Here is a 22,845-nt window from a genome sequence, read left to right on the forward strand (position 1 = left end):
GCGCCCCTACCTTACTCAGCACTGCTGGTGAAATCGAGATCTTGGCCCGCCTGGAGGGAGACATACGCCTTCTTCCAGTCGTTACGCTTGCCCAGGCCGCGAGCGGTACGCTTAGTCTTGCCCTGTACGTTGACAGTGCGGACAGTGTCTACCTTCACGCTGAACAGGCTTTCGACGGCCTTCTTGATTTCCAGCTTGGTTGCATCAACCGCAACCTTGAAAACGAATTGGCTCGAACCATCTGCCAGCACGGAGGCCTTCTCGGAGATGTGCGGGCCAACCAGCACTTTGAATACGCGTTCCTGGTTCATGCCAGCAGCTCCTCGAATTTCTTCACGGCCGACACGGTAACCAGCACTTTGTCGAAGGCGATCAGGCTGACCGGATCGGAGCCTTGAACGTCGCGAACATCAACGTGCGGCAGGTTGCGCGCAGCCAGGTACAGGTTCTGGTCGACGGCTTCGGTGACGATCAGCACATCGGACAGACCCATGCCATCCAGCTTGCCCAGCAGAGCCTTGGTCTTCGGGGCGTCGACGGCGAAGTCTTCGACCACGACCAGGCGATCCTGACGAACCAGCTCGGAGAGGATGGAGCGCAGAGCAGCGCGGTACATCTTCTTGTTCAGCTTCTGGCTGTGATCCTGCGGACGGGCGGCGAAGGTAACGCCACCGCCACGCCAGATCGGGCCAACGCTGGAACCGGAACGAGCACGACCGGTGCCCTTCTGACGCCACGGTTTTTTGCCACCACCGGTGACTTCAGCACGAGTCTTCTGAGCACGGGAACCCTGACGACCGCCAGCCATGTAGGCGACGACAGCCTGGTGAACCAGTGTCTCGTTGAACTCGCTGCCGAAAGTGCGCTCGCTGACTTCGATAGCCTGAGCGCCATTTACATTCAGTTGCATCTCAGCTTCCCCTATTAACCGCGAGCTTTGACAGCCGGACGTACCAGCACGTCGCCACCGGGAGCGCCCGGAACGGCACCCTTGACCAGCAGCAGATTACGCTCGGCGTCGACACGGACCACTTCCAGGGACTGCACGGTCACGCGCTCGGCGCCAAGGTGACCGGACATTTTCTTGCCCTTGAAGACACGACCAGGAGTCTGGCACTGGCCGATGGAGCCCGGAGCACGGTGGGAAACGGAGTTACCGTGGGTATTGTCCTGACCGCGGAAGTTCCAGCGCTTGATGGTACCGGCGTAGCCTTTACCCTTGGACTCACCGGTGACATCCACCAGTTGGCCAGCTTGGAACAGTTCGGCAGTGATCTGATCGCCAGCCTGGTAATCGCCTTCTTCCAGGCGGAATTCCCAGACGCCACGACCAGCAGCGACATTAGCCTTGGCGAAGTGACCGGCCTGAGCCTTGGTCACGCGGGAAGCACGACGCTCGCCCACGGTTACCTGCACAGCGCGGTAGCCATCGCTTTCTTCGGATTTGAACTGGGTGACGCGATTCGGCTCGATCTCGATGACCGTGACCGGAATGGAGACACCTTCTTCGGTGAAAATGCGGGTCATGCCGCACTTACGACCGACTACACCAATAGTCATGTTGTAAACCTCATGAGTGTACGGGGCTTTCACCCGCTATGGCCGCCCATTTCAGAGCGTTACACGACTAAAACCGCCAGGTTTTAGCCGAGGCTGATCTGCACTTCCACGCCTGCCGCAAGGTCGAGCTTCATCAGCGCGTCGACGGTTTTATCCGTCGGCTGGACGATGTCCAGAACACGCTTGTGGGTACGAATTTCGTACTGATCGCGCGCGTCTTTGTTGACGTGCGGGGAGATCAGAACGGTGTACCGCTCTTTGCGAGTAGGCAGAGGAATAGGACCACGCACCTGAGCACCAGTACGTTTCGCGGTTTCCACGATTTCCTGGGTGGATTGATCGATCAGGCGATGGTCAAAAGCCTTCAACCGAATACGGATTTGTTGGTTTTGCATTTTGACCTCAGACTCTATCTCTGCTTTCCCCAACGGACGGACTACGCCCGTTAAAAGGAGGCGTGATTGTACGGATGCCCCCTGGGGGTGTCAACTTTTAACCAATCAAAGAAAAAGGGCCCCAAAGGGCCCTTTTCCTCAACAGCCGTCGATTACTCGATGACTTTGGCAACCACGCCGGCACCAACGGTACGGCCGCCTTCGCGAATCGCGAAACGCAGGCCGTCGTCCATAGCGATCGGCTTGATCAGGGTGACAACCATCTTGATGTTGTCGCCCGGCATTACCATCTCGACGCCTTCCGGCAGTTCGCACGAACCGGTCACGTCAGTGGTACGGAAGTAGAACTGCGGACGGTAGCCCTTGAAGAACGGGGTGTGACGACCACCCTCTTCTTTGGACAGAACGTACACTTCGGCTTCGAACTTGGTGTGCGGCTTGATGGTGCCCGGCTTGGCCAGAACCTGGCCACGCTCGACTTCATCACGCTTGGTGCCGCGCAGCAGCACGCCGCAGTTCTCGCCAGCACGACCTTCGTCGAGCAGCTTGCGGAACATTTCCACGCCGGTGCAGGTGGTCTTGGTGGTAGCACGCAGACCAACGATCTCGATTTCTTCCTGGATACGGACGATACCGCGCTCGACACGACCGGTTACCACGGTACCGCGACCGGAGATCGAGAACACGTCCTCGATCGGCATCAGGAACGGCATGTCGATGGCACGCACCGGCTCCGGAATGTAGGAGTCCAGGGTCTCGACCAGTTTCTTGACGGCGGTGGTACCCATTTCGTTGGTGTCTTCGCCGTTCAGAGCCATCAGCGCGGAGCCGATGATGATCGGAGTGTCGTCACCCGGGAAATCGTAGGTGCTCAGCAGGTCGCGAACTTCCATCTCGACCAGTTCCAGCAGCTCGGCGTCGTCGACCATGTCGGCCTTGTTCAGGAACACGACGATGTAGGGAACGCCTACCTGACGGGACAGCAGGATGTGCTCACGGGTTTGCGGCATCGGACCGTCGGCAGCGGAGCAGACCAGGATCGCGCCGTCCATCTGGGCAGCACCGGTGATCATGTTCTTCACGTAGTCGGCGTGACCCGGGCAGTCAACGTGCGCGTAGTGGCGAATGTTGGAGTCGTACTCCACGTGCGCGGTGTTGATGGTGATACCACGAGCCTTCTCTTCCGGAGCGGAGTCGATCTTGTCGAAGTCGACACGAGCGGAACCGAATACTTCGGAGCAGACGCGAGTCAGAGCAGCGGTCAGAGTGGTCTTACCGTGGTCAACGTGACCGATGGTGCCAACGTTGACGTGCGGTTTGTTACGTTCAAATTTTTCCTTGGCCACGACAGTAAACCTCTTACTTAAAGGGCGGGATTAGCCTTGTTTTTTAACCAGCGCTTCGACGATGTTCGACGGAGCTTCGGCGTACTTGGAGAATTCCATGGAGTAGCTTGCACGACCCTGGGACATGGAACGGACGTCGGTCGCATAACCGAACATCTCGCCCAGCGGAACCTCGGCACGGATTACCTTACCGGAAACCGAATCTTCCATACCCTGGATCAGACCGCGACGACGGTTCAGGTCGCCCATCACGTCACCCATGTAGTCCTCGGGTGTCACCACCTCGACCCTCATGATCGGCTCAAGCACCTTACCACCGCCCTTCTGGGCCAGTTGCTTGGTCGCCATGGAAGCAGCGATCTTGAACGCCATCTCGTTGGAGTCGACGTCGTGGTAGGAGCCATCGAACACGGTCGCCTTCAGGCCGATCAGCGGATAGCCGGCGACGACGCCGTTCTTCATCTGCTCTTCGATACCCTTCTGGATCGCCGGGATGTATTCCTTCGGAACCACACCACCCACGACTTCGTTGGTGAACACCAGACCTTCGGTGATGTTGCCCTTGTCGTCCACGTCCGGAGTCGAGAAGCGAATCCAGCAGTGACCGAACTGACCGCGACCACCGGACTGACGAACGAACTTGCCTTCGATCTCGACATTGTCCTTGGTGATGGTTTCACGGTAGGAAACCTGCGGCTTGCCGATGTTGGCCTCGACGTTGAACTCGCGCTTCATGCGATCAACGAGGATGTCCAGGTGCAGCTCACCCATACCGGAGATGATGGTCTGACCGGTCTCTTCGTCGGTCTTGACGCGGAACGACGGGTCTTCCTGAGCCAGTTTGCCCAGGGCGATACCCATCTTCTCCTGGTCGGCCTTGGTCTTCGGCTCTACCGCTACCGAAATCACCGGCTCCGGGAAGTCCATGCGCTCGAGGATGATCGGCTTGTCCGGATCGCACAGGGTTTCACCAGTGGTGACATCCTTCATGCCGATCAGGGCCGCGATGTCGCCAGCGCGCACTTCCTTGATCTCTTCACGCTGGTTGGCGTGCATCTGCACCATACGACCAACGCGCTCTTTCTTGCCCTTCACGGAGTTGATGACCGATTGGCCAGACTCCAGAACGCCCGAGTAGACGCGCACGAAGGTCAGAGTACCGACGAACGGGTCGGTAGCGATCTTGAACGCCAGCGCCGAGAACGGCGCGCTGTCGTCGGCATGACGCTCGTCTTTCGGAGCCTCGTCGCCGTCGTCGACGTGATCCGGGTGGATACCCTGGATCGCAGCGATTTCGGTCGGCGCCGGCAGGAAGTCGATCACGGCGTCGAGAACCAGGGGCACGCCCTTGTTCTTGAACGAGGAGCCGCAGACAGCCGGAACGATTTCGCTGGCCAGGGTGCGCAGACGCAGACCGGCCTTGATGTCCTCGACGGAGAGATCACCCTCTTCGAGATACTTGTTCATCAGCTCTTCGCTGGCCTCGGCAGCTGCCTCGACCATGTTGTTGCGCCACTCGTTGGCCAGGTCGACCAGCTCGGCAGGAATCTCTTCCTCGCGATAGCTGGTGCCCTTGTCGTCTTCGTTCCAGTAGATAGCCTTCATCTTGATCAGGTCGACCTGACCTTCGAAGTTATCTTCGGCGCCGATGGCGATCTGGATCGGAACCGGGGTGTGACCCAGGCGGTTCTTGATCTGACCGACGACGCGCAGGAAGTTGGCGCCGGCACGGTCCATCTTGTTCACGTAGACGATACGCGGAACGCCGTACTTGTTGGCCTGACGCCATACGGTTTCGGACTGCGGCTCAACGCCGGAAGTGCCGCAGAACACCACGACAGCGCCGTCGAGTACGCGCAGCGAACGCTCCACTTCGATGGTGAAGTCCACGTGACCGGGGGTGTCGATGACGTTGACGCGGTACTTGTCATACTGACCGCGCGAGCCTTCCCAGAAGGTGGTGATCGCAGCGGAAGTGATGGTGATACCGCGCTCCTGCTCCTGCACCATCCAGTCGGTGGTAGCAGCGCCGTCGTGCACCTCACCCATCTTGTGGCTGAGACCCGTGTAAAACAGGATCCGCTCGGTAGTGGTGGTCTTGCCCGCGTCAACGTGGGCGCAGATACCAATGTTCCGGTAGCGGTTAATGGGAGTAGTACGAGCCATAAAGCCCTCGCAAAAGAATGGATGCCGTAATTAGAAGCGGTAGTGCGAGAACGCTTTGTTGGCCTCGGCCATACGGTGCACGTCTTCACGCTTCTTGACGGCAGCGCCTTTGCCATCGAAGGCATCCAGCAGCTCACCAGCCAGGCGCAGAGCCATGGACTTCTCACCACGCTTGCGCGCGCTTTCCACCAGCCAGCGCATGGCCAGGGCATTACGACGGGACGGACGAACTTCGACCGGAACCTGGTAGGTAGCACCGCCTACACGGCGGGACTTGACTTCGACCAGCGGAGCGATGGCGTCGAGAGCTTTCTCGAAGATCTCCAGGGGATCGCTGTTCTTGCGGGTTTTGACGGTTTCCAGGGCACCGTAAACGATGCGCTCGGCGACTGCCTTCTTGCCGCTTTCCATCACGTGGTTCATGAATTTGGCGAGAATCAGGCTTCCGTATTTCGGATCGTCCAGAATCTCACGCTTGGCTGCTACACGACGTCTTGGCATTGATAAGCCCTCAAACGGTCTTCAGGTTAGCCCGGGACCATAACCAATCGGTTACGCCCGACCTTACTCTTATCGACTCAATAAATAGAAAAATGGCGAACCGAATTACTTCGGACGCTTGGTACCGTACTTGGAACGACCCTGCTTACGGTCTTTGACACCGGTGGTGTCCAGCGAACCGCGAACGGTGTGGTAGCGCACACCCGGAAGGTCTTTTACACGACCGCCACGGATCAGCACGACGCTGTGCTCTTGCAGGTTGTGACCTTCACCACCGATATAGGAGGTGACTTCGAAACCGTTGGTCAGACGAACACGGCACACTTTACGCAGTGCGGAGTTCGGTTTCTTCGGCGTGGTGGTGTACACACGGGTGCACACGCCACGGCGCTGCGGGCAGTTCTGCAGCGCAGGCACGTCGCTCTTCTCGACGAGGCGCTTGCGCGGCTGGCGTACCAGCTGGTTGATAGTTGCCATCTATAAGCTCCACTGTTGTCTTTCGACGCTATTGCCCTAAAGCAAAATGGCAGAGCTAGTCGCCCTGCCAAATTTAGGGGTGCATGAGTCTAAAGAGACTCACTCCCCCAGTCAAGACGAGTCCCCGGGCGATTGCTCGCCCGGGGACCCCATCCGATCAGTTACCGCTGGAGTTCAGCGCTTCGGTCAGAGCCGCTTCGACCTCGCTCGCGCTCACGCGCTGAGGCTTGTCGGCTTCACGACGACGCTTGCGCTCGCTGTGGTAGGCCAGGCCGGTACCGGCCGGGATCAGACGACCCACAACGACGTTCTCCTTCAGGCCGCGCAGGTAGTCGCGCTTGCCGGTCACGGCCGCTTCGGTCAGCACGCGGGTGGTTTCCTGGAAGGAAGCCGCGGAGATGAACGATTCGGTGGACAGCGAGGCCTTGGTGATACCCAGCAGAACGCGCTCGAACTTGGCGATGAACTTGTCGTCGCCCGCCAGCACTTCGTTCTCGCTCAGAACGTGGGTCAGTTCCATCTGGTCGCCCTTGATGAAGCTGGAATCGCCGGACTCGCTGATCTCGACCTTGCGCAGCATCTGCCGCAGGATGGTCTCGATGTGCTTGTCGTTGATCTTCACGCCCTGCAGACGGTAAACGTCCTGGATCTCGTTGACGATGTACTTGGCCAGCGCGCTGACGCCCAGCAGACGCAGGATGTCGTGCGGATCGCTCGGGCCGTCGGAGATGACTTCGCCGCGGTTCACTTGTTCGCCTTCGAAGACGTTCAGGTGACGCCACTTCGGAATCAGCTCCTCGTACGGATCGCTGCCATCGGTCGGGGTGATGACCAGACGGCGCTTGCCCTTGGTCTCCTTGCCGAAGGCGATCGTGCCGCTGATTTCCGCCAGGATCGAAGCCTCTTTCGGACGACGGGCCTCGAACAGGTCGGCAACGCGCGGCAGACCACCGGTGATGTCGCGGGTCTTCGAGGTTTCCTGCGGGATACGCGCGATCACGTCACCCACACCGACCTGGGCACCGTCGTTGACGTTGACCAGGGCGTTGGCGGGCAGGAAGTACTGGGCCGGTACGTCGGTACCCGGCAGCAGCAGTTCCTTGCCGTTGGCGTCGACCAGCTTCACGGCCGGACGGATGTCCTTGCCGGCAGCCGGACGATCCTTCGGATCCATCACCTCGATGTTGGTCAGACCGGTCAGTTCGTCGGTCTGGCGCTTGACGGTGATGCCCTCCTCCATGCCGACGAAGGTCACGGTACCCTTCATCTCGGTCACGATCGGGTGGGTGTGCGGGTCCCACTTGGCGACGATGGCACCAGCGTCGACTTTGTCGCCTTCCTTCACGGAAATCACGGCGCCGTACGGCAGCTTGTAACGCTCGCGCTCGCGACCGAACTCGTCGGCCACGGCCAGCTCGCCGGAACGGGAAACCGCCACCAGGTTGCCGTCGACACGCTCGACGTGCTTCAGATTGTGCAGACGGATCGCACCACCGTTCTTCACCTGGACGTTGTCGGCGGCCGAGGTCCGGCTCGCCGCACCACCGATGTGGAACGTACGCATGGTCAGCTGGGTGCCCGGCTCACCGATGGACTGGGCAGCGATGACGCCGACCGCTTCACCGATGTTCACCTGGTGACCACGGGCCAGATCGCGGCCGTAGCACTTGGCGCAGATGCCGTAGCGGGTTTCGCAGGTGATCGGCGAACGCACGATCACTTCGTCGATGCTGTTGCGCTCGATGAACTCGACCCACTTCTCGTCGACCAGGGTACCGGCCGGCACGATGATCTCGTCGCTGCCCGGCTTCGGCACGTCCTTGGCGATCACACGACCGAGCACGCGCTCACCGAGCGGCTCGACCACGTCGCCGCCTTCGATGTGCGGAGTCATCAGCAGACCGTGCTCGGTACCGCAGTCGACTTCGGTCACCACCAGATCCTGGGCCACGTCAACCAGGCGACGGGTCAGGTAACCGGAGTTCGCGGTCTTCAGTGCGGTATCCGCCAGACCCTTACGAGCACCGTGAGTGGAGATGAAGTACTGCAGTACGTTCAGGCCTTCACGGAAGTTCGCGGTGATCGGCGTCTCGATGATGGAGCCGTCCGGCTTGGCCATCAGGCCACGCATACCGGCCAGCTGACGGATCTGGGCGGCGCTACCACGCGCACCGGAGTCCGCCATCATGTACATGGAGTTGAAGGACTCCTGATCGACGGTCTTGCCTTCGCGATCGACCACCTTCTCTTTCGAGAGGTTGGCCATCATCGCCTTGGACACTTCGTCGTTGGCCTTGGACCAGAGGTCGATCACCTTGTTGTACTTCTCGCCCTGGGTGACCAGGCCGGAGGCGTACTGCGATTCGATTTCCTTCACTTCCTCGGTGGCAGCATCGATGATGCGTGCCTTCTCGTCCGGGATGACGAAGTCGTTCACACCGATCGACACACCGGAGATGGTCGAGTAGGCGAAACCGGTGTACATCAGCTGGTCGGCGAAGATCACGGTGTCCTTCAGACCCACGGTGCGGTAGCACTGGTTGATCAGCTTGGAGATCGCCTTCTTCTTCATCGACTGGTTGACCACGTCATAGGACAGGCCGGCCGGCACGATCTGGAACAGCAGCGCGCGGCCGACGGTGGTGTCGACGATGCGGGTGTTCTTGACCAGGCTGCCGTCCTTCTGTTTGACGGTCTCATTGATGCGCACCTTGACCTTGGCGTGCAGGGAAGCTTCGCCGGCGCGGAATACGCGGTCGACTTCCTGCAGGTCGGCGAATACGCGACCTTCGCCCTTGGCGTTGATGGCTTCGCGGGTCATGTAGTACAGACCCAGTACCACGTCCTGCGACGGCACGATGATCGGCTCGCCGTTGGCGGGCGACAGCACGTTGTTGGTGGACATCATCAGCGCGCGCGCTTCCAGCTGAGCCTCGAGGGTCAGCGGAACGTGCACGGCCATCTGGTCACCGTCGAAGTCGGCGTTGTACGCGGCACAGACCAGCGGGTGCAGCTGGATGGCTTTACCTTCGATCAGAACCGGTTCGAACGCCTGGATGCCCAGACGGTGCAGGGTCGGTGCGCGGTTGAGCAGCACGGGATGTTCGCGGATGACCTCGGCGAGAACGTCCCAGACCTCGGGCAGTTCGCGCTCGACCATCTTCTTGGCCGCCTTGATGGTGGTGGCCATGCCGCGGGCTTCGAGCTTGCCGAAGATGAACGGCTTGAACAGCTCGAGGGCCATCTTCTTCGGCAGACCGCACTGGTGCAGGCGCAGGGTCGGGCCCACGGTGATCACGGAACGACCGGAGTAGTCCACGCGCTTACCGAGCAGGTTCTGACGGAAGCGACCTTGCTTACCTTTGATCATGTCGGCCAGCGACTTCAGCGGACGCTTGTTCGAGCCGGTGATGGCGCGACCGCGACGGCCGTTGTCGAGCAGGGCGTCGACCGCTTCCTGCAGCATGCGCTTCTCGTTGCGCACGATGATGTCCGGAGCGGCCAGGTCGAGCAGGCGCTTCAGACGGTTGTTACGGTTGATCACGCGGCGATACAGATCGTTCAGATCCGAGGTCGCGAAGCGGCCGCCATCCAGCGGAACCAGCGGACGCAGGTCCGGCGGCAGTACCGGCAGAACGGTCAGGACCATCCACTCCGGGTGGTTGCCGGAGTCCTTGAAGGCTTCCATCAGCTTCAGGCGCTTGGACAGCTTCTTGATCTTGGTCTCGGAGTTGGTCTGCGGAATCTCTTCGCGCAGGCGGCCGATCTCGTGATCCAGGTCGATGGCGTTGAGCAGCTCGCGAACGGCCTCGGCGCCCATGCGCGCGTCGAAATCGTCGCCGAACTCTTCGAGGGCTTCGAAGTACTGCTCGTCGTTCAGCAGCTGGCCCTTCTCCAGGGTGGTCATGCCCGGATCGATCACCACGTAGCTCTCGAAATAGAGCACGCGCTCGATGTCACGCAGGGTCATGTCCAGCAGCAGGCCGATACGGGACGGCAGGGACTTCAGGAACCAGATGTGGGCGACCGGCGAAGCCAGTTCGATGTGCGCCATGCGCTCACGACGGACCTTGGCCAGGGCAACTTCCACGCCGCACTTCTCGCAGATCACGCCGCGGTGCTTGAGGCGCTTGTACTTGCCGCACAGGCACTCGTAGTCCTTGACCGGGCCAAAGATCTTGGCGCAGAACAGGCCGTCACGCTCGGGCTTGAAGGTACGGTAGTTGATGGTTTCCGGTTTTTTCACTTCACCGAAAGACCAGGAGCGGATCATCTCAGGCGAAGCCAGACCGATACGGATCGCATCGAACTCTTCAACCTGACCCTGGTTTTTCAACAGATTCAGCAAGTCTTTCAAGGCCTTTCCTCCTCACGGACCTGCTGCGGCCGACAGTACGGCCGCAGCAAGGCGTGTTATTCGGTTTCCAGTTCGATGTCGATACCGAGCGAGCGGATCTCTTTGATCAACACGTTGAAGGACTCGGGCATGCCGGCCTCCATGCGGTGATCGCCGTCCACGATGTTCTTGTACATCTTGGTCCGGCCGTTCACGTCGTCCGACTTGACGGTCAGCATTTCCTGCAGGGTGTAGGCGGCGCCGTAGGCTTCCAGCGCCCAGACCTCCATCTCCCCGAAACGCTGACCACCGAACTGCGCCTTACCACCCAGCGGCTGCTGGGTAACCAGGCTGTAGGAACCGGTGGAACGTGCGTGCATCTTGTCGTCGACCAGGTGGTTCAGCTTGAGCATGTACATGTAGCCGACGGTGGTCGGACGCTCGAACTGGTTACCGGTACGGCCGTCGGTCAGGCGCATCTGGCCGCTTTCCGGCAGATCGGCCAGCTTCAGCATGGCCTTGATCTCGGTTTCCTTGGCACCGTCGAACACGGCGGTAGCCATCGGAACGCCGCCCTTCAGGTTCTTCGCCAGCTCGAGGATCTCGGTGTCCGAGAACTCGTTCAGGCTTTCCTGGCGACCACCGATCTCGTTGTAGATCTCGTTGAGGAACTTGCGCAGTTCGGCGATCTTGCGCTGCTCTTCGAGCATGCGGTTGATCTTCTCGCCCAGGCCCTTGGCCGCCAGGCCCAGGTGGGTTTCGAGGATCTGACCGACGTTCATCCGCGACGGTACGCCCAGCGGGTTGAGGACGATGTCGACCGGGGTGCCATTGGCATCGTGCGGCATGTCTTCGACCGGCATGATCACCGAGACCACACCCTTGTTACCGTGGCGACCGGCCATCTTGTCGCCCGGCTGGATGCGACGCTTGATGGCCAGGTAGACCTTGACGATCTTCAGTACGCCCGGAGCCAGGTCATCGCCCTGCTGCAGCTTGCGCTTCTTGTCTTCGAACTTGTCGTCCAACAGCTGGCGACGGTCGCTGATGTAGGCCTGGGCCTTCTCCAGCTGCTCGTTCAGAGCATCGTCGGCCATGCGCAGCTTGAACCACTGACCACGCTCCAGACCGTCGAGGTAGGCGTCGTCGATGACAGCGCCTTTCTTCAGGCCAGCACCGCCTTCGGCCTTGGCACCGACCAGGGCGGAACGCAGACGCTCGAAGGTGGCGCCTTCTACGATACGGAACTCTTCGTTCAGGTCCTTGCGGATCTCGTCGAGCTGTTGCTTCTCGATGGCCAGGGCACGGCTGTCGCGCTCCACTCCATCACGGGTGAAGACCTGGACGTCGATGACGGTGCCCTTGGTGCCGGTCGGCACGCGCAGGGAGGTGTCCTTAACGTCGGATGCCTTCTCACCGAAGATCGCACGCAGCAGTTTCTCTTCCGGAGTCAGCTGGGTCTCGCCTTTCGGGGTGACCTTGCCAACTAGGATGTCGCCCGCCAGCACTTCGGCACCGACGTAGACGATACCGGCTTCGTCCAGCTTGTTCAGCGCGGCCTCACCCACGTTAGGGATGTCCGCGGTGATTTCTTCTGGGCCGAGCTTGGTGTCACGGGCCACACAGGTCAGTTCCTGGATGTGGATCGTGGTGAAGCGATCTTCCTGGACCACGCGCTCGGACAGGCAGATGGAGTCTTCGAAGTTGAAGCCGTTCCACGGCATGAACGCTACGCGCATGTTCTGACCCAGCGCCAGTTCACCCATGTCGGTGGACGGACCGTCGGCCATGATGTCGCCGCGCGAAACCTTGTCACCCTTGCTCACCAGCGGACGCTGGTTGATGCAGGTGTTCTGGTTGGAGCGGGTGTACTTGGTCAGGTTGTAGATGTCGACACCGGCTTCACCGGTTTCGACTTCATCGTCGGCCACGCGAACCACGATACGGCTGGCGTCGACGGAGTCGATCACGCCACCACGACGGGCCACGACGCACACACCGGAGTCACGGGCGACGTTGCGCTCCATGCCGGTACCGACCAGCGGCTTGTCGGCACGCAGGGTCGGCACGGCCTGACGCTGCATGTTCGAACCCATGAGTGCACGGTTGGCGTCGTCGTGCTCGAGGAACGGAATCAGCGAGGCAGCGACGGAAACGACCTGCTTCGGCGACACGTCCATCAGGGTCACGTCTTCCGGCGCCTTGACGGTGAACTCGTTCAGGTGACGCACGGCCACCAGCTCGTCGACCAGTTGGCCCTTGGCGTTCATGGTCGCCGAAGCCTGGGCGATCACGTGATCGGCCTCTTCGATGGCGGACAGGAACACGATCTCGTCGGTGACCTTGGTGTCCTTCACCACGCGGTACGGGCTTTCCAGGAAGCCGTACTGGTTGGTGCGGGCATAGGCGGCCAGGGAGTTGATCAGACCGATGTTCGGACCTTCAGGAGTCTCGATCGGGCACACGCGGCCGTAGTGGGTCGGGTGTACGTCGCGGACTTCGAAGCCGGCGCGCTCACGGGTCAGACCGCCCGGGCCGAGTGCGGAGACGCGGCGCTTGTGGGTGATCTCGGAGAGCGGGTTGTTCTGGTCCATGAACTGGGAAAGCTGGCTGGAACCGAAGAACTCCTTCACCGCCGCCGCGACCGGCTTGGCGTTGATCAGGTCTTGCGGCATCAGGCCTTCGCTTTCAGCCATCGACAGGCGCTCTTTGACCGCGCGCTCTACACGCACCAGGCCAACGCGGAACTGGTTCTCGGCCATCTCGCCGACGCAACGCACGCGACGGTTACCCAGGTGGTCGATGTCGTCGACGATGCCTTTGCCGTTACGGATGTCGACCAGGGTCTTCAGCACGTCGACGATGTCTTCTTTCGACAGAACGCCGGAGCCTTCGATCTCGGTGCGACCGATACGACGATTGAACTTCATGCGGCCGACGGCGGACAGGTCGTAACGCTCGGCGCTGAAGAACAGGTTGTTGAACAGGGTCTCGGCGGCATCCTTGGTTGGCGGCTCGCCGGGACGCATCATGCGGTAGATCTCGACCAGGGCTTCCAGCTGGTTGCCGGTGGAGTCGATCTTCAGCGTGTCGGAGATGAACGGACCGCAGTCGATGTCGTTGGTGTACAGGGTCTCGATGCGGACGACCTGGGCCTTGACGATCTTCGCCAGCAGGTCGGTGGTCAGCTCGGAGTTGCACTCGGCAACGATCTCGCCGGTGGCCGGATGGACGATGGCCTTGGCGGTGGTGCGACCCAGCAGGTAGTCGAGCGGCACTTCCAGCTCTTTGATGCCGGCCTTGTCGATCTGGTTGATGTGGCGCGCGGTGATACGGCGGCCCTGCTCGACGATGACCTTGCCCTTCTCGTCCTTGATGTCGAACGCGGCGATCTCGCCACGCAGGCGCTGCGGCACCAGTTCCAGGTTCAGGGTCTCGCCCTTCACGTGGTAGACGTTGGTGTCATAGAAGGCGTCCAGCACTTCCTCGGTGCTGTAGCCCAGGGCGCGCAGCAGGACGGAAGCCGGCAGCTTGCGGCGACGGTCGATACGGACGAACACGGCGTCCTTCGGATCGAACTCGAAGTCCAGCCAGGAGCCGCGGTAGGGAATGATGCGCGCGGAGTACAGCAGCTTACCGGAGCTGTGGGTCTTGCCACGGTCGTGGTCGAAGAACACGCCCGGAGAGCGGTGCAGCTGGGAAACGATCACACGCTCGGTACCGTTGATGATGAAGGTACCGTTCTCGGTCATGAGCGGAATTTCGCCCATGTACACTTCTTGCTCTTTGATGTCCTTGATCGCTTTGTTCGACGATTCTTTGTCGAAGATGATCAGACGGACTTTGACCCGCAGCGGCACGGCGAAGGTCACGCCACGCAGCACGCACTCCTTGACGTCGAACGCGGGCTCGCCCAGGCGATAGCCGACGTACTCCAGAGCGGCGTTGCCGGAGTAGCTGATGATCGGGAATACGGACTTGAAGGCCGCATGCAGGCCAACGTCGCGGAACTGCTCCTTGCTTGCTCCCGCCTGCAGGAATTCGCGGTACGAATCCAACTGGATGGCCAGGAGATACGGCACATCCATCACGTCCGGCAACTTGCTAAAGTCCTTGCGGATACGTTTTTTCTCAGTGTATGAGTAAGCCATCAGCGTTCCCCAGCTTGGTCACCTGCTTGTTTGGCCTCTGCCGACGGCAAGGGCCAGAAAATCGTGCAAACCCTGTGGTTTGCGCCGCCCTCGGGCGGGGTTTTCACGTCATGGACAGCGACCTTCCGGCCCGCTGCCCATAACGGAAAAAGGCCGGTGGCATCAGCCACCAGCCATCAGCCTTTCGCTCAACGCTCGGGCTGTAGACGCAAGGTCGTCGCTTACTTGAGCTCGACTTTGGCGCCAGCTTCTTCCAGGGCCTTCTTGGCAGCTTCGGCTTCTTCTTTCGAAGCGCCTTCCTTGACCGGAGCCGGAGCGCCGTCAACCACTGCCTTGGCTTCTTTCAGACCCAGACCGGTCAGTTCGCGAACGACCTTGATCACGTTCACTTTCTTGTCGCCGGCTTCGGTCAGCATGATGGTGAACTCGGTCTGCTCTTCGGCAGCGGCAGCGGCCGGGCCAGCAGCAGCAACGGTAGCGGCAGCAGCGGTAACGCCGAAGGTTTCTTCCATCGCCTTGATCAGCTCGACGATTTCCACAACGGATTTCTGGCCGATCGCTTCGATGATTTGCTCGTTAGTCAGAGACATGACTATGAATTCCTGTATTGGGGTGACAGCCTACGCAGCCATCAAATTAAACATGTGATTTCGAAAGTACCTACGCCGCCTTAGGCAGCAGCAGCTTCTTTCTGGTCGCGAATAGCTGCCAGGGTGCGAGCGAGCTTGCTGGTGGCGCCTTGAATAACGCTCATCAGCTGCGCGATGCCCTCGTCACGGGTCGGCAGAGTTGCCAGTACGTCGATCTGGTTTGCTGCGAGGAACTTGCCCTCGAACGCAGCTGCCTTGATCTCGAACTTGTCCTGACCCTTGGCAAAATCCTTGAAGATACGGGCGGCAGCGCCCGGATGCTCGTTGGAGAAAGCGATGAGGGTCGGGCCTTTGAACACGTCGCTGAGCACGTCGAACTGAGTGCCTTCAACGGCGCGCTTGAGCAGGGTGTTACGCACGACTTTCACGTACACACCAGCTTCGCGGGCCTCTTTACGGAGTCCGGTCATTGCGCCGACGGTCACGCCACGGGCATCAGCCACGACAGCGGACAGACCGGCTTTGGCAGCCTCGTTGACTTCAGCGACGATGGCCTTCTTGTCTTCGAGTTTAATTGCCACGGGTTTACTCCTGGATTTACCGTTTCGTCAGGCCGGAGCCCGACGTCGTTTTGGTGTCTGATTCGGTACGAATCGGGAGCACCATCTGCGTAGGTTCAGGAGATCGCTCTCCAGGGTTTAAGGCTTGCGCCACCTACGGTCTTGGATAGCCCCCGCCAGGCAGGGACCCCAATCTTTCGAGGCCGGCGGACGAGTCCGCCGGCCATGTCACTTACGCTTCCAGAGAAGCCTGATCGATCACCAGACCCGGACCCATGGTGGTGCTCAGGGTCACGCGCTTGACGTAGATACCTTTGGAGGTCGACGGCTTCAGGCGCTTCAGGTCAGCCAGCAGGGCTTCCACGTTCTGCTTCAGCGCGGCGGCTTCGAAGCCGATCTTGCCAACGGAGGTGTGGATGATGCCGTTCTTGTCGGTACGGAAACGTACCTGACCGGCCTTGGCGTTCTTCACGGCGGTAGCCACGTCCGGAGTCACGGTACCGACTTTCGGGTTCGGCATCAGGCCGCGCGGGCCCAGTACCTGGCCCAGCTGGCCAACGACACGCATGGCGTCCGGGGAGGCGATGACTACGTCGTAGTTCAGGTCGCCGGCTTTCATTTCGGCAGCCAGATCGTCCATACCGACCTTATCGGCACCGGCAGCCAGAGCGGCTTCGGCGCCCGGGCCCTGGGTGAACACGGCAACGCGGACGGTCTTGCCAGTGCCGTTCGGCAGCACGGTGGCGCCACGCACGACCTGGTCGGATTTACGCGGGTCGACACCCAGGTTCACGGAGACGTCGAAGGACTCGGTGAACTTGACGGTGGACAGCTCGGCCAGCAGCTTGGCGGCCTCTTCGAAGTTGTAGGCTTTGCCGGCTTCTACTTTCTCGGCGATAGCCTTCTGGCGCTTGGTCAGCTTAGCCATTACACACCCTCCACGTTGAGGCCCATGCTACGCGCGGAGCCGGCGATGGTACGCACGGCCGCATCCAGGTCAGCTGCGGTCAGATCGGCCTGTTTGGTCTTGGCGATCTCTTCCAGCTGAGCACGGGTAACGGTGCCCACTTTGACGGTGTTCGGACGAGCGGAACCGCTGGTCAGGCCGGCGGCCTTCTTCAGCAGCACCGAAGCCGGGGTGCTTTTGGTTTCAAAGGTGAAGCTGCGGTCGCTGTAGACGGTAATGATCACGGGAGTCGGCAGACCGGGTTCCATACCCTGGGTCTTGGCGTTGAACGCCTTGCAGAATTCCATGATGTTCACGCCGTGCTGGCCCAGAGCGGGACCGACGGGCGGCGACGGGTTGGCCTGGCCGGCCTTCACTTGCAGCTTGATGTAAGCCTGAATCTTCTTAGCCATGAGCTACTCCAATATCGGGTCAGACGCCTCAACGAGGCTCCCCGGTTAGTACGCATTTATCCCAATGACGACAAAACCCCGCAGCCATTGGCTGCGGGGTACGGGATGCATTGTCCAGTTATGCCTTCTCGACCTGACTGAACTCCAGCTCCACCGGCGTGGAGCGACCGAAAATGAGCACCGCGACCTGGATCCGGCTCTTTTCGTAGTTAACCTCTTCGACGACGCCATTGAAGTCGGCGAACGGCCCGTCGATGACACGAACGGTCTCGCCCGGCTCGAACAGGGTCTTCGGCTTCGGCTTGTCGCCGCTGTCGGCGACACGACGCAGGATGGCATCGGCCTCTTTCTCGGTGATCGGCGCCGGCTTGTCGGCAGTACCACCGATGAAGCCCATGACGCGCGGCGTATCCTTGATCAAGTGCCAGGTCGCTTCGTTCATTTCCATCTGGACCAGCACATAGCCGGGAAAAAACTTGCGCTCGCTCTTGCGCTTCTGGCCGTTACGCATTTCCACCACTTCCTCGGTGGGAACCAGAATCTCGCCGAACTCGTCTTCCATGCCAGCCAGCTTGACGCGCTCGACCAGAGAGCGCATGACATGCTTCTCGTAGCCCGAGTAAGCATGCACGACGTACCAACGCTTAGCCACGGGACACCCTTAACCGACAATCAACGAAACAAGCCAACCCAGCAGGCTATCCAAGCCCCAAAGGACCAGCGACATGACCAGCACCACAGCCACCACGATCAACGTGGTCTGGGTGGTCTCCTGACGAGTCGGCCATACGACCTTGCGAATCTCGATGCGCGCTTCTTTTGCCAGAGCAAAGAACGCCTGACCTTTCGCGGTCTGCAACGCGACGAAACCGACCACGACAGCCAGAGCCAGCAGAGCCAGCACGCGATACAGGAGCGGTTCAGCCGAGAAATACTGATTGCCGACAACACCCGCGACGACCAGAGCGGCAGCAACGAGCCACTTCAGCGCATCAAAGCGGGAGTTCTGAGCTTCAGCTTTGGCATTCATGAGAAAACCCTGTCGAAAGAAACGCCAGATCCACTTCTAATCAGGAATCTGGCAGGCCAGGAGGGAATCGAACCCCCAACCTGCGGTTTTGGAGACCGCCGCTCTGCCAATTGAGCTACTGGCCTAAATCGAAGTAAGGCCGACCATTATGCCGGCCTTACCGAGATAGATCAATCGATTACTCGATGACCTTGGCAACCACGCCGGCACCAACGGTACGGCCGCCTTCGCGAATCGCGAAACGCAGGCCGTCGTCCATAGCGATCGGCTTGATCAGGGTGACAACCATCTTGATGTTGTCGCCCGGCATTACCATCTCGACGCCTTCCGGCAGTTCGCACGAACCGGTCACGTCAGTGGTACGGAAGTAGAACTGCGGACGGTAGCCCTTGAAGAACGGGGTGTGACGACCACCCTCTTCTTTGGACAGAACGTACACTTCGGCTTCGAACTTGGTGTGCGGCTTGATGGTGCCCGGCTTGGCCAGAACCTGGCCACGCTCGACTTCATCACGCTTGGTGCCGCGCAGCAGCACGCCGCAGTTCTCGCCAGCACGACCTTCGTCGAGCAGCTTGCGGAACATTTCCACGCCGGTGCAGGTGGTCTTGGTGGTAGCACGCAGACCAACGATCTCGATTTCTTCCTGGATACGGACGATACCGCGCTCGACACGACCGGTTACCACGGTACCGCGACCGGAGATCGAGAACACGTCCTCGATCGGCATCAGGAACGGCATGTCGATGGCACGCACCGGCTCCGGAATGTAGGAGTCCAGGGTCTCGACCAGTTTCTTGACGGCGGTGGTACCCATTTCGTTGGTGTCTTCGCCGTTCAGAGCCATCAGCGCGGAGCCGATGATGATCGGAGTGTCGTCACCCGGGAAATCGTAGGTGCTCAGCAGGTCGCGAACTTCCATCTCGACCAGTTCCAGCAGCTCGGCGTCGTCGACCATGTCGGCCTTGTTCAGGAACACGACGATGTAGGGAACGCCTACCTGACGGGACAGCAGGATGTGCTCACGGGTTTGCGGCATCGGACCGTCGGCAGCGGAGCAGACCAGGATCGCGCCGTCCATCTGGGCAGCACCGGTGATCATGTTCTTCACGTAGTCGGCGTGACCCGGGCAGTCAACGTGCGCGTAGTGGCGAATGTTGGAGTCGTACTCCACGTGCGCGGTGTTGATGGTGATACCACGAGCCTTCTCTTCCGGAGCGGAGTCGATCTTGTCGAAGTCGACACGAGCGGAACCGAATACTTCGGAGCAGACGCGAGTCAGAGCAGCGGTCAGAGTGGTCTTACCGTGGTCAACGTGACCGATGGTGCCAACGTTGACGTGCGGTTTGTTACGTTCAAATTTTTCCTTAGCCATCTGACCCGTCTCCGAACAAGGAATTGAGAACTGACACTGCCATTAAAACAAAGGCAGATATCTGCATATCTGCCTTTGTCGAAGTGGAGCTCATGAGCGGATTCGAACCGCTGACCTCACCCTTACCAAGGGTGTGCTCTACCAGCTGAGCTACATGAGCGAAACACTTTGCACAAACAGCAAACTTGGAGCGGGCAGCGGGAATCGAACCCGCATCATCAGCTTGGAAGGCTGAGGTTCTACCACTAAACTATGCCCGCGGAGCTTGCGGCTCACGCTTAATCTGGTGGAGGGGGAAGGATTCGAACCTTCGAAGTCTATGACGTCAGATTTACAGTCTGATCCCTTTGGCCGCTCGGGAACCCCTCCAAAGTGGGCGGCATTTTAACTACTGCCACCTAGCTGTCAAGCAATTTCTCAATAAAAACTTGAGGTTAGCTATTTCCGACAGCCACTCCGCGAAGGCTCCCCCGCAAAGCGGGCGCCATTCTATGCAAACTACTGGGTAGATGCAACGCTTTCGCACGGCATTATTTGATGCTGTAGATCCTTGAAGTCGGAAGCCAGTTGCTGCAGGGCATCGTCGGCCAGACGGCGACTCTCGGGCGCGATGCGCACCCAGAAGCTGCGCTGGGCGCGAGGCAGCTCGCGCAACATCGGCTCGTAGCCGGCGTCACGCAGGCGCTGCATCACGCTTTCAGCAGAGTCGCTACGGGGAAAGATCCCAAGGGAAATGCCATTGGCCAGGTCCCCTTGGGTAATGATGTAGCTGTCGATCTTGCGAGCCTGCAGCTCCTTCAGCTGCCGCAACGAAGCCTGTCGCGAAGCGAGTGGCGCGAGGTAGACCCAGTAGTCGAGCCCGGCCGCCGCATCCACCGAACGCACCTCTGCCTCTATATCCAGGGCGATAAGGCGCTGCTCGACCTGGCGAGCTGCGCCCTCCTGCTGGAAACTACCGAGAAACAGACAGGTTTCATCGCCCACAACCGCCGACGGCCTCGCAAGCTCCGGCCTGACCCTGGCCCGATCCGATGCGTCCAGCAAGCGAATGCCCTGCTGAGCCCCCCGGTACATCTCCATTGGCTCAACCGCCTTGGCACGCAACGGCGCCTGCTGCTGATGCCACACGTAATAGAAAAGATTCAGAACCAACAGAAGAAGAAAGAACCAGCGCATGTTCACTCCCCAGGCAGCGGACAGGCCTCGGCCAGACCGACGAATACGAGATCGGAGACCAGCTGAGCCTGCGGAAGCACTTCGTGAACCAGGCCGGCATCACCGCCCGTAAGAAAGATGGTGAATGTCTCACCCAGTCGCTCGCGCGCCAGCTCCAGCTGGGTGAGCACGAAGCCCCGCAACATCAAAGTGCAACCGCGTTCCACCGCTTCAGCCGTAGAGCGACCGGGATCGAGGCTGAGCTGAGCCTGCTCGGCAGTGGTGTCGTCGTAACGGATGCGACGGGTATGAGTACGCAACTGGCTGCGCATCAGCGGCAGCCCGGGGCAAATGTATCCGCCCAGATGGCGCCCAGCCTGGTCGACCAGGTCGGACGTCACCGCGGTACCGAGATCCAGCACCAGACAGGCGCCACGAGCCAGCTGATAGGCGCCGACAACCGCCAGCCAGCGATCCAGCCCCAGGCGCTCGTAGTCCTGGTAGCCATTGCTGACACCCGAGAGGGCTTGCTGCGGAGACGCATATTGCATAGCCAGACCGAACTCGGACTCGAGCGCGGCGATGAGTGCCGTGGTTTCCGCATCGCTGCGCACGCTGACCAGGCGACCACCACGCAACGACAGCTCGCTCAAACCGCGAAGCGCCTGCAATAGCGCCTCGTCGGACTCCACCACGCCGCCGAACAGGCTACGCCAGGGCATATCCCCGAGCACCCGCCACTTGATCAGGCTATTGCCACAGTCCAGCTCAAGAATCATCACGCAACCTCAGGCTAATCTCACCGCCACTGAACTGCCGCTCCTCTCCCTCCACCTCCAGGCGCAGAGCACCGGCGCGGTCGACACCCAGCACCTTGCCATCGATGCGCTGTGCGCCTGCCTGCAGGCTGACCGGTCTTTCCTGCCAAAGGTGTGCGGCCTGCCATTCGGCCTGTAGCGAGGCGAATCCCCCCGCAGCGTGCAGCGCCAGGTAATGGCGCAACCAGCGCCCAAGACTCAAGGCGACCGCCGTACGATCCTGCAGCCGCCCCGCCTGCTCGCGCAGCGAGGTCCAGGGCTGGTCGATCTCGATCGAGTCACCCGACAGCATGTTCACGTTCACCCCGACGCCGATCACCACCTGACAGGCATCCGAGGGGTCTCCAGCCAGCTCTAGGAGAATGCCGGCGATCTTGCGCCCCCCAACCAGCAAGTCGTTCGGCCACTTCAAGCCAGCCCCCGTGCAACCGGCCTCTTCCAGAGTGCGAAGCACGGCCAGGCCAACCGAGAGGCTTAGTCCCTCCAGAGGAAAACTGCCGCCCTCCAGGCGCAATCCAAGGCTGTAATAGAGATTGGAGGCGTAGGGGCTGACCCAGGCACGACCACGTCGACCACGCCCGCCCTCCTGCTTTTCCGCAACCACCAACAATGGCGCCGACGCATCGGCAGCCAGGCGGCGCAGCACTTCGGCATTGGTGGAGTCGACCGACTCGAAGCAGACGAATGCCCAGCCAGCATCGCGACAGTCAACCTCCAGGAAAGATCGCTCGAGCAGGGAGATTGGCGCCTGCAGACGGTAGCCACGACCACGAACCCTATGGATAACCAGCCCGAACTCGGACTCGAGTGACTGCAGACGCTTCCACACCGCAGCGCGGCTCACCCCCAACACGGCTCCGATCGCCTCGCCGGAGTGGTACTCGCCATCCTGCAGCAGCCGCAGTACATCACTCATCGAAGTAAGGCCCAAACAAAGGAGGCAGGCATCATAACGACGCAAGTCGCCGCTGCCTAGAAAGCTGGCACAGCTGACTTAACGCCAGCACGCGCGCGAATACAGTTTTTCAG

The 22,845-nt window shown here is 60.5% G+C and carries 20 protein-coding genes and 4 tRNA genes; all 24 read right to left on the minus strand.

The genetic code is table 11. The annotated features are described in order from the left end of the window. Positions 1-11: 11 nt before the first annotated feature. The 24 genes from rplW to birA all read right to left on the minus strand — a co-directional run bounded on the left by rplW (position 12) and on the right by birA (position 22,732). Entirely contained in the window at positions 12-311 is a 300-nt protein-coding gene (gene rplW, locus N5D30_RS23665; RefSeq protein WP_220811368.1) for a 50S ribosomal protein L23, read from the minus strand. Next, positions 308-910, minus strand: a complete 603-nt coding sequence (gene rplD, locus N5D30_RS23670; RefSeq protein ID WP_220811367.1) for a 50S ribosomal protein L4 — start codon at positions 908-910, stop codon at positions 308-310. Before rplD ends, rplW begins: the two co-directional genes overlap by 4 nt. A 14-nt stretch (positions 911-924) precedes the next feature. Then, complete coding sequence (rplC, locus tag N5D30_RS23675; RefSeq protein WP_279904259.1) at positions 925-1,560, minus strand: 50S ribosomal protein L3; 636 nt, start codon at positions 1,558-1,560, stop codon at positions 925-927. An 83-nt stretch (positions 1,561-1,643) separates the two neighbouring features. Further along, complete coding sequence (gene rpsJ, locus N5D30_RS23680; protein WP_003243886.1) at positions 1,644-1,955, minus strand: 30S ribosomal protein S10; 312 nt, start codon at positions 1,953-1,955, stop codon at positions 1,644-1,646. Positions 1,956-2,107: 152 nt separating this feature from the next. Next, entirely contained in the window at positions 2,108-3,301 is a 1,194-nt protein-coding gene (gene tuf / locus N5D30_RS23685) for an elongation factor Tu (protein WP_262880179.1), read from the minus strand. 30 nt (positions 3,302-3,331) lie between these two features. Further along, on the minus strand, positions 3,332-5,467 hold the full coding sequence (fusA, locus tag N5D30_RS23690) for an elongation factor G (RefSeq protein ID WP_279910941.1): 2,136 nt from the start codon (positions 5,465-5,467) through the stop codon (positions 3,332-3,334). A 30-nt stretch (positions 5,468-5,497) separates the two neighbouring features. Further along, positions 5,498-5,968 carry a 30S ribosomal protein S7 gene (gene rpsG, locus N5D30_RS23695; RefSeq protein WP_220815291.1) on the minus strand — a complete coding sequence of 157 codons (471 nt, stop codon included), beginning with the start codon at positions 5,966-5,968 and terminating at the stop codon, positions 5,498-5,500. 105 nt (positions 5,969-6,073) lie between these two features. After that, complete coding sequence (gene rpsL / locus N5D30_RS23700) at positions 6,074-6,445, minus strand: 30S ribosomal protein S12 (RefSeq protein WP_110683332.1); 372 nt, start codon at positions 6,443-6,445, stop codon at positions 6,074-6,076. Positions 6,446-6,602: 157 nt separating this feature from the next. Beyond that, a complete protein-coding gene (rpoC, locus tag N5D30_RS23705) occupies positions 6,603-10,802 on the minus strand; it encodes a DNA-directed RNA polymerase subunit beta' (RefSeq protein ID WP_220815292.1) in 4,200 nt (1,399 codons plus the stop codon). A gap of 56 nt (positions 10,803-10,858) precedes the next feature. Further along, on the minus strand, positions 10,859-14,932 hold the full coding sequence (rpoB, locus tag N5D30_RS23710; RefSeq protein ID WP_279904262.1) for a DNA-directed RNA polymerase subunit beta: 4,074 nt from the start codon (positions 14,930-14,932) through the stop codon (positions 10,859-10,861). A 221-nt stretch (positions 14,933-15,153) separates the two neighbouring features. Beyond that, positions 15,154-15,522, minus strand: coding sequence for a 50S ribosomal protein L7/L12 (gene rplL, locus N5D30_RS23715; RefSeq protein ID WP_220815294.1), 369 nt, complete (start codon positions 15,520-15,522; stop codon positions 15,154-15,156). Positions 15,523-15,602: 80 nt separating this feature from the next. Continuing rightward, positions 15,603-16,103, minus strand: coding sequence for a 50S ribosomal protein L10 (gene rplJ, locus N5D30_RS23720; protein WP_220815295.1), 501 nt, complete (start codon positions 16,101-16,103; stop codon positions 15,603-15,605). Positions 16,104-16,314: 211 nt separating this feature from the next. After that, entirely contained in the window at positions 16,315-17,010 is a 696-nt protein-coding gene (rplA, locus tag N5D30_RS23725; protein ID WP_279904263.1) for a 50S ribosomal protein L1, read from the minus strand. Next, the gene (rplK, locus tag N5D30_RS23730; RefSeq protein WP_004373444.1) at positions 17,010-17,441 is read right to left on the minus strand and encodes a 50S ribosomal protein L11; all 432 of its coding nucleotides are present in this window, start codon (positions 17,439-17,441) and stop codon (positions 17,010-17,012) included. Before rplK ends, rplA begins: the two co-directional genes overlap by 1 nt. Positions 17,442-17,559: 118 nt before the next feature. Continuing rightward, positions 17,560-18,093, minus strand: coding sequence for a transcription termination/antitermination protein NusG (nusG, locus tag N5D30_RS23735; protein ID WP_220815297.1), 534 nt, complete (start codon positions 18,091-18,093; stop codon positions 17,560-17,562). Positions 18,094-18,102: 9 nt separating this feature from the next. Then, positions 18,103-18,471, minus strand: a complete 369-nt coding sequence (secE, locus tag N5D30_RS23740; protein WP_279910942.1) for a preprotein translocase subunit SecE — start codon at positions 18,469-18,471, stop codon at positions 18,103-18,105. A gap of 49 nt (positions 18,472-18,520) precedes the next feature. Then, positions 18,521-18,596, minus strand: a tRNA-Trp gene (locus N5D30_RS23745). A 53-nt stretch (positions 18,597-18,649) separates the two neighbouring features. Then, on the minus strand, positions 18,650-19,843 hold the full coding sequence (gene tuf / locus N5D30_RS23750) for an elongation factor Tu (protein WP_262880179.1): 1,194 nt from the start codon (positions 19,841-19,843) through the stop codon (positions 18,650-18,652). 84 nt (positions 19,844-19,927) lie between these two features. Then, positions 19,928-20,003, minus strand: a tRNA-Thr gene (locus tag N5D30_RS23755). Between the two features lie 26 nt (positions 20,004-20,029). After that, positions 20,030-20,103: transfer RNA gene (locus tag N5D30_RS23760), tRNA-Gly, on the minus strand. Between the two features lie 24 nt (positions 20,104-20,127). Beyond that, positions 20,128-20,212 (minus strand) — tRNA-Tyr (locus N5D30_RS23765). Positions 20,213-20,341: 129 nt separating this feature from the next. Further along, entirely contained in the window at positions 20,342-21,019 is a 678-nt protein-coding gene (locus tag N5D30_RS23770) for an SPOR domain-containing protein (protein ID WP_279910944.1), read from the minus strand. A 2-nt stretch (positions 21,020-21,021) separates the two neighbouring features. Then, entirely contained in the window at positions 21,022-21,777 is a 756-nt protein-coding gene (locus tag N5D30_RS23775) for a pantothenate kinase (RefSeq protein ID WP_279910945.1), read from the minus strand. Continuing rightward, on the minus strand, positions 21,767-22,732 hold the full coding sequence (birA, locus tag N5D30_RS23780) for a bifunctional biotin--[acetyl-CoA-carboxylase] ligase/biotin operon repressor BirA (protein ID WP_279910946.1): 966 nt from the start codon (positions 22,730-22,732) through the stop codon (positions 21,767-21,769). The genes N5D30_RS23775 and birA overlap by 11 nt, the downstream gene beginning before the upstream one ends. Between the last annotated feature and the right edge of the window lie 113 nt (positions 22,733-22,845).

It is taken from the genome of Pseudomonas sp. GD03875, assembly GCF_029840585.1.
GTDB classification, from domain to species: domain Bacteria; phylum Pseudomonadota; class Gammaproteobacteria; order Pseudomonadales; family Pseudomonadaceae; genus Aquipseudomonas; species Aquipseudomonas paralcaligenes.

Coding starts and splice junctions, on each gene's coding strand:
- rplW (WP_220811368.1), bottom strand. CDS start 311: ATGAACCAGGAACGCGTATTCAAAGTGCTGGTTGGCCCGCACATCTCC.
- rplD (WP_220811367.1), bottom strand. CDS start 910: ATGCAACTGAATGTAAATGGCGCTCAGGCTATCGAAGTCAGCGAGCGC.
- rplC (WP_279904259.1), bottom strand. CDS start 1,560: ATGACTATTGGTGTAGTCGGTCGTAAGTGCGGCATGACCCGCATTTTC.
- rpsJ (WP_003243886.1), bottom strand. CDS start 1,955: ATGCAAAACCAACAAATCCGTATTCGGTTGAAGGCTTTTGACCATCGC.
- fusA (WP_279910941.1), bottom strand. CDS start 5,467: ATGGCTCGTACTACTCCCATTAACCGCTACCGGAACATTGGTATCTGC.
- rpsG (WP_220815291.1), bottom strand. CDS start 5,968: ATGCCAAGACGTCGTGTAGCAGCCAAGCGTGAGATTCTGGACGATCCG.
- rpsL (WP_110683332.1), bottom strand. CDS start 6,445: ATGGCAACTATCAACCAGCTGGTACGCCAGCCGCGCAAGCGCCTCGTC.
- rpoB (WP_279904262.1), bottom strand. CDS start 14,932: ATGGCTTACTCATACACTGAGAAAAAACGTATCCGCAAGGACTTTAGC.
- rplL (WP_220815294.1), bottom strand. CDS start 15,522: ATGTCTCTGACTAACGAGCAAATCATCGAAGCGATCGGCCAGAAATCC.
- rplA (WP_279904263.1), bottom strand. CDS start 17,010: ATGGCTAAGCTGACCAAGCGCCAGAAGGCTATCGCCGAGAAAGTAGAA.
- rplK (WP_004373444.1), bottom strand. CDS start 17,441: ATGGCTAAGAAGATTCAGGCTTACATCAAGCTGCAAGTGAAGGCCGGC.
- secE (WP_279910942.1), bottom strand. CDS start 18,471: ATGAATGCCAAAGCTGAAGCTCAGAACTCCCGCTTTGATGCGCTGAAG.
- tuf (WP_262880179.1), bottom strand. CDS start 19,843: ATGGCTAAGGAAAAATTTGAACGTAACAAACCGCACGTCAACGTTGGC.
- N5D30_RS23770 (WP_279910944.1), bottom strand. CDS start 21,019: ATGCGCTGGTTCTTTCTTCTTCTGTTGGTTCTGAATCTTTTCTATTAC.
- N5D30_RS23775 (WP_279910945.1), bottom strand. CDS start 21,777: ATGATTCTTGAGCTGGACTGTGGCAATAGCCTGATCAAGTGGCGGGTG.
- birA (WP_279910946.1), bottom strand. CDS start 22,732: ATGAGTGATGTACTGCGGCTGCTGCAGGATGGCGAGTACCACTCCGGC.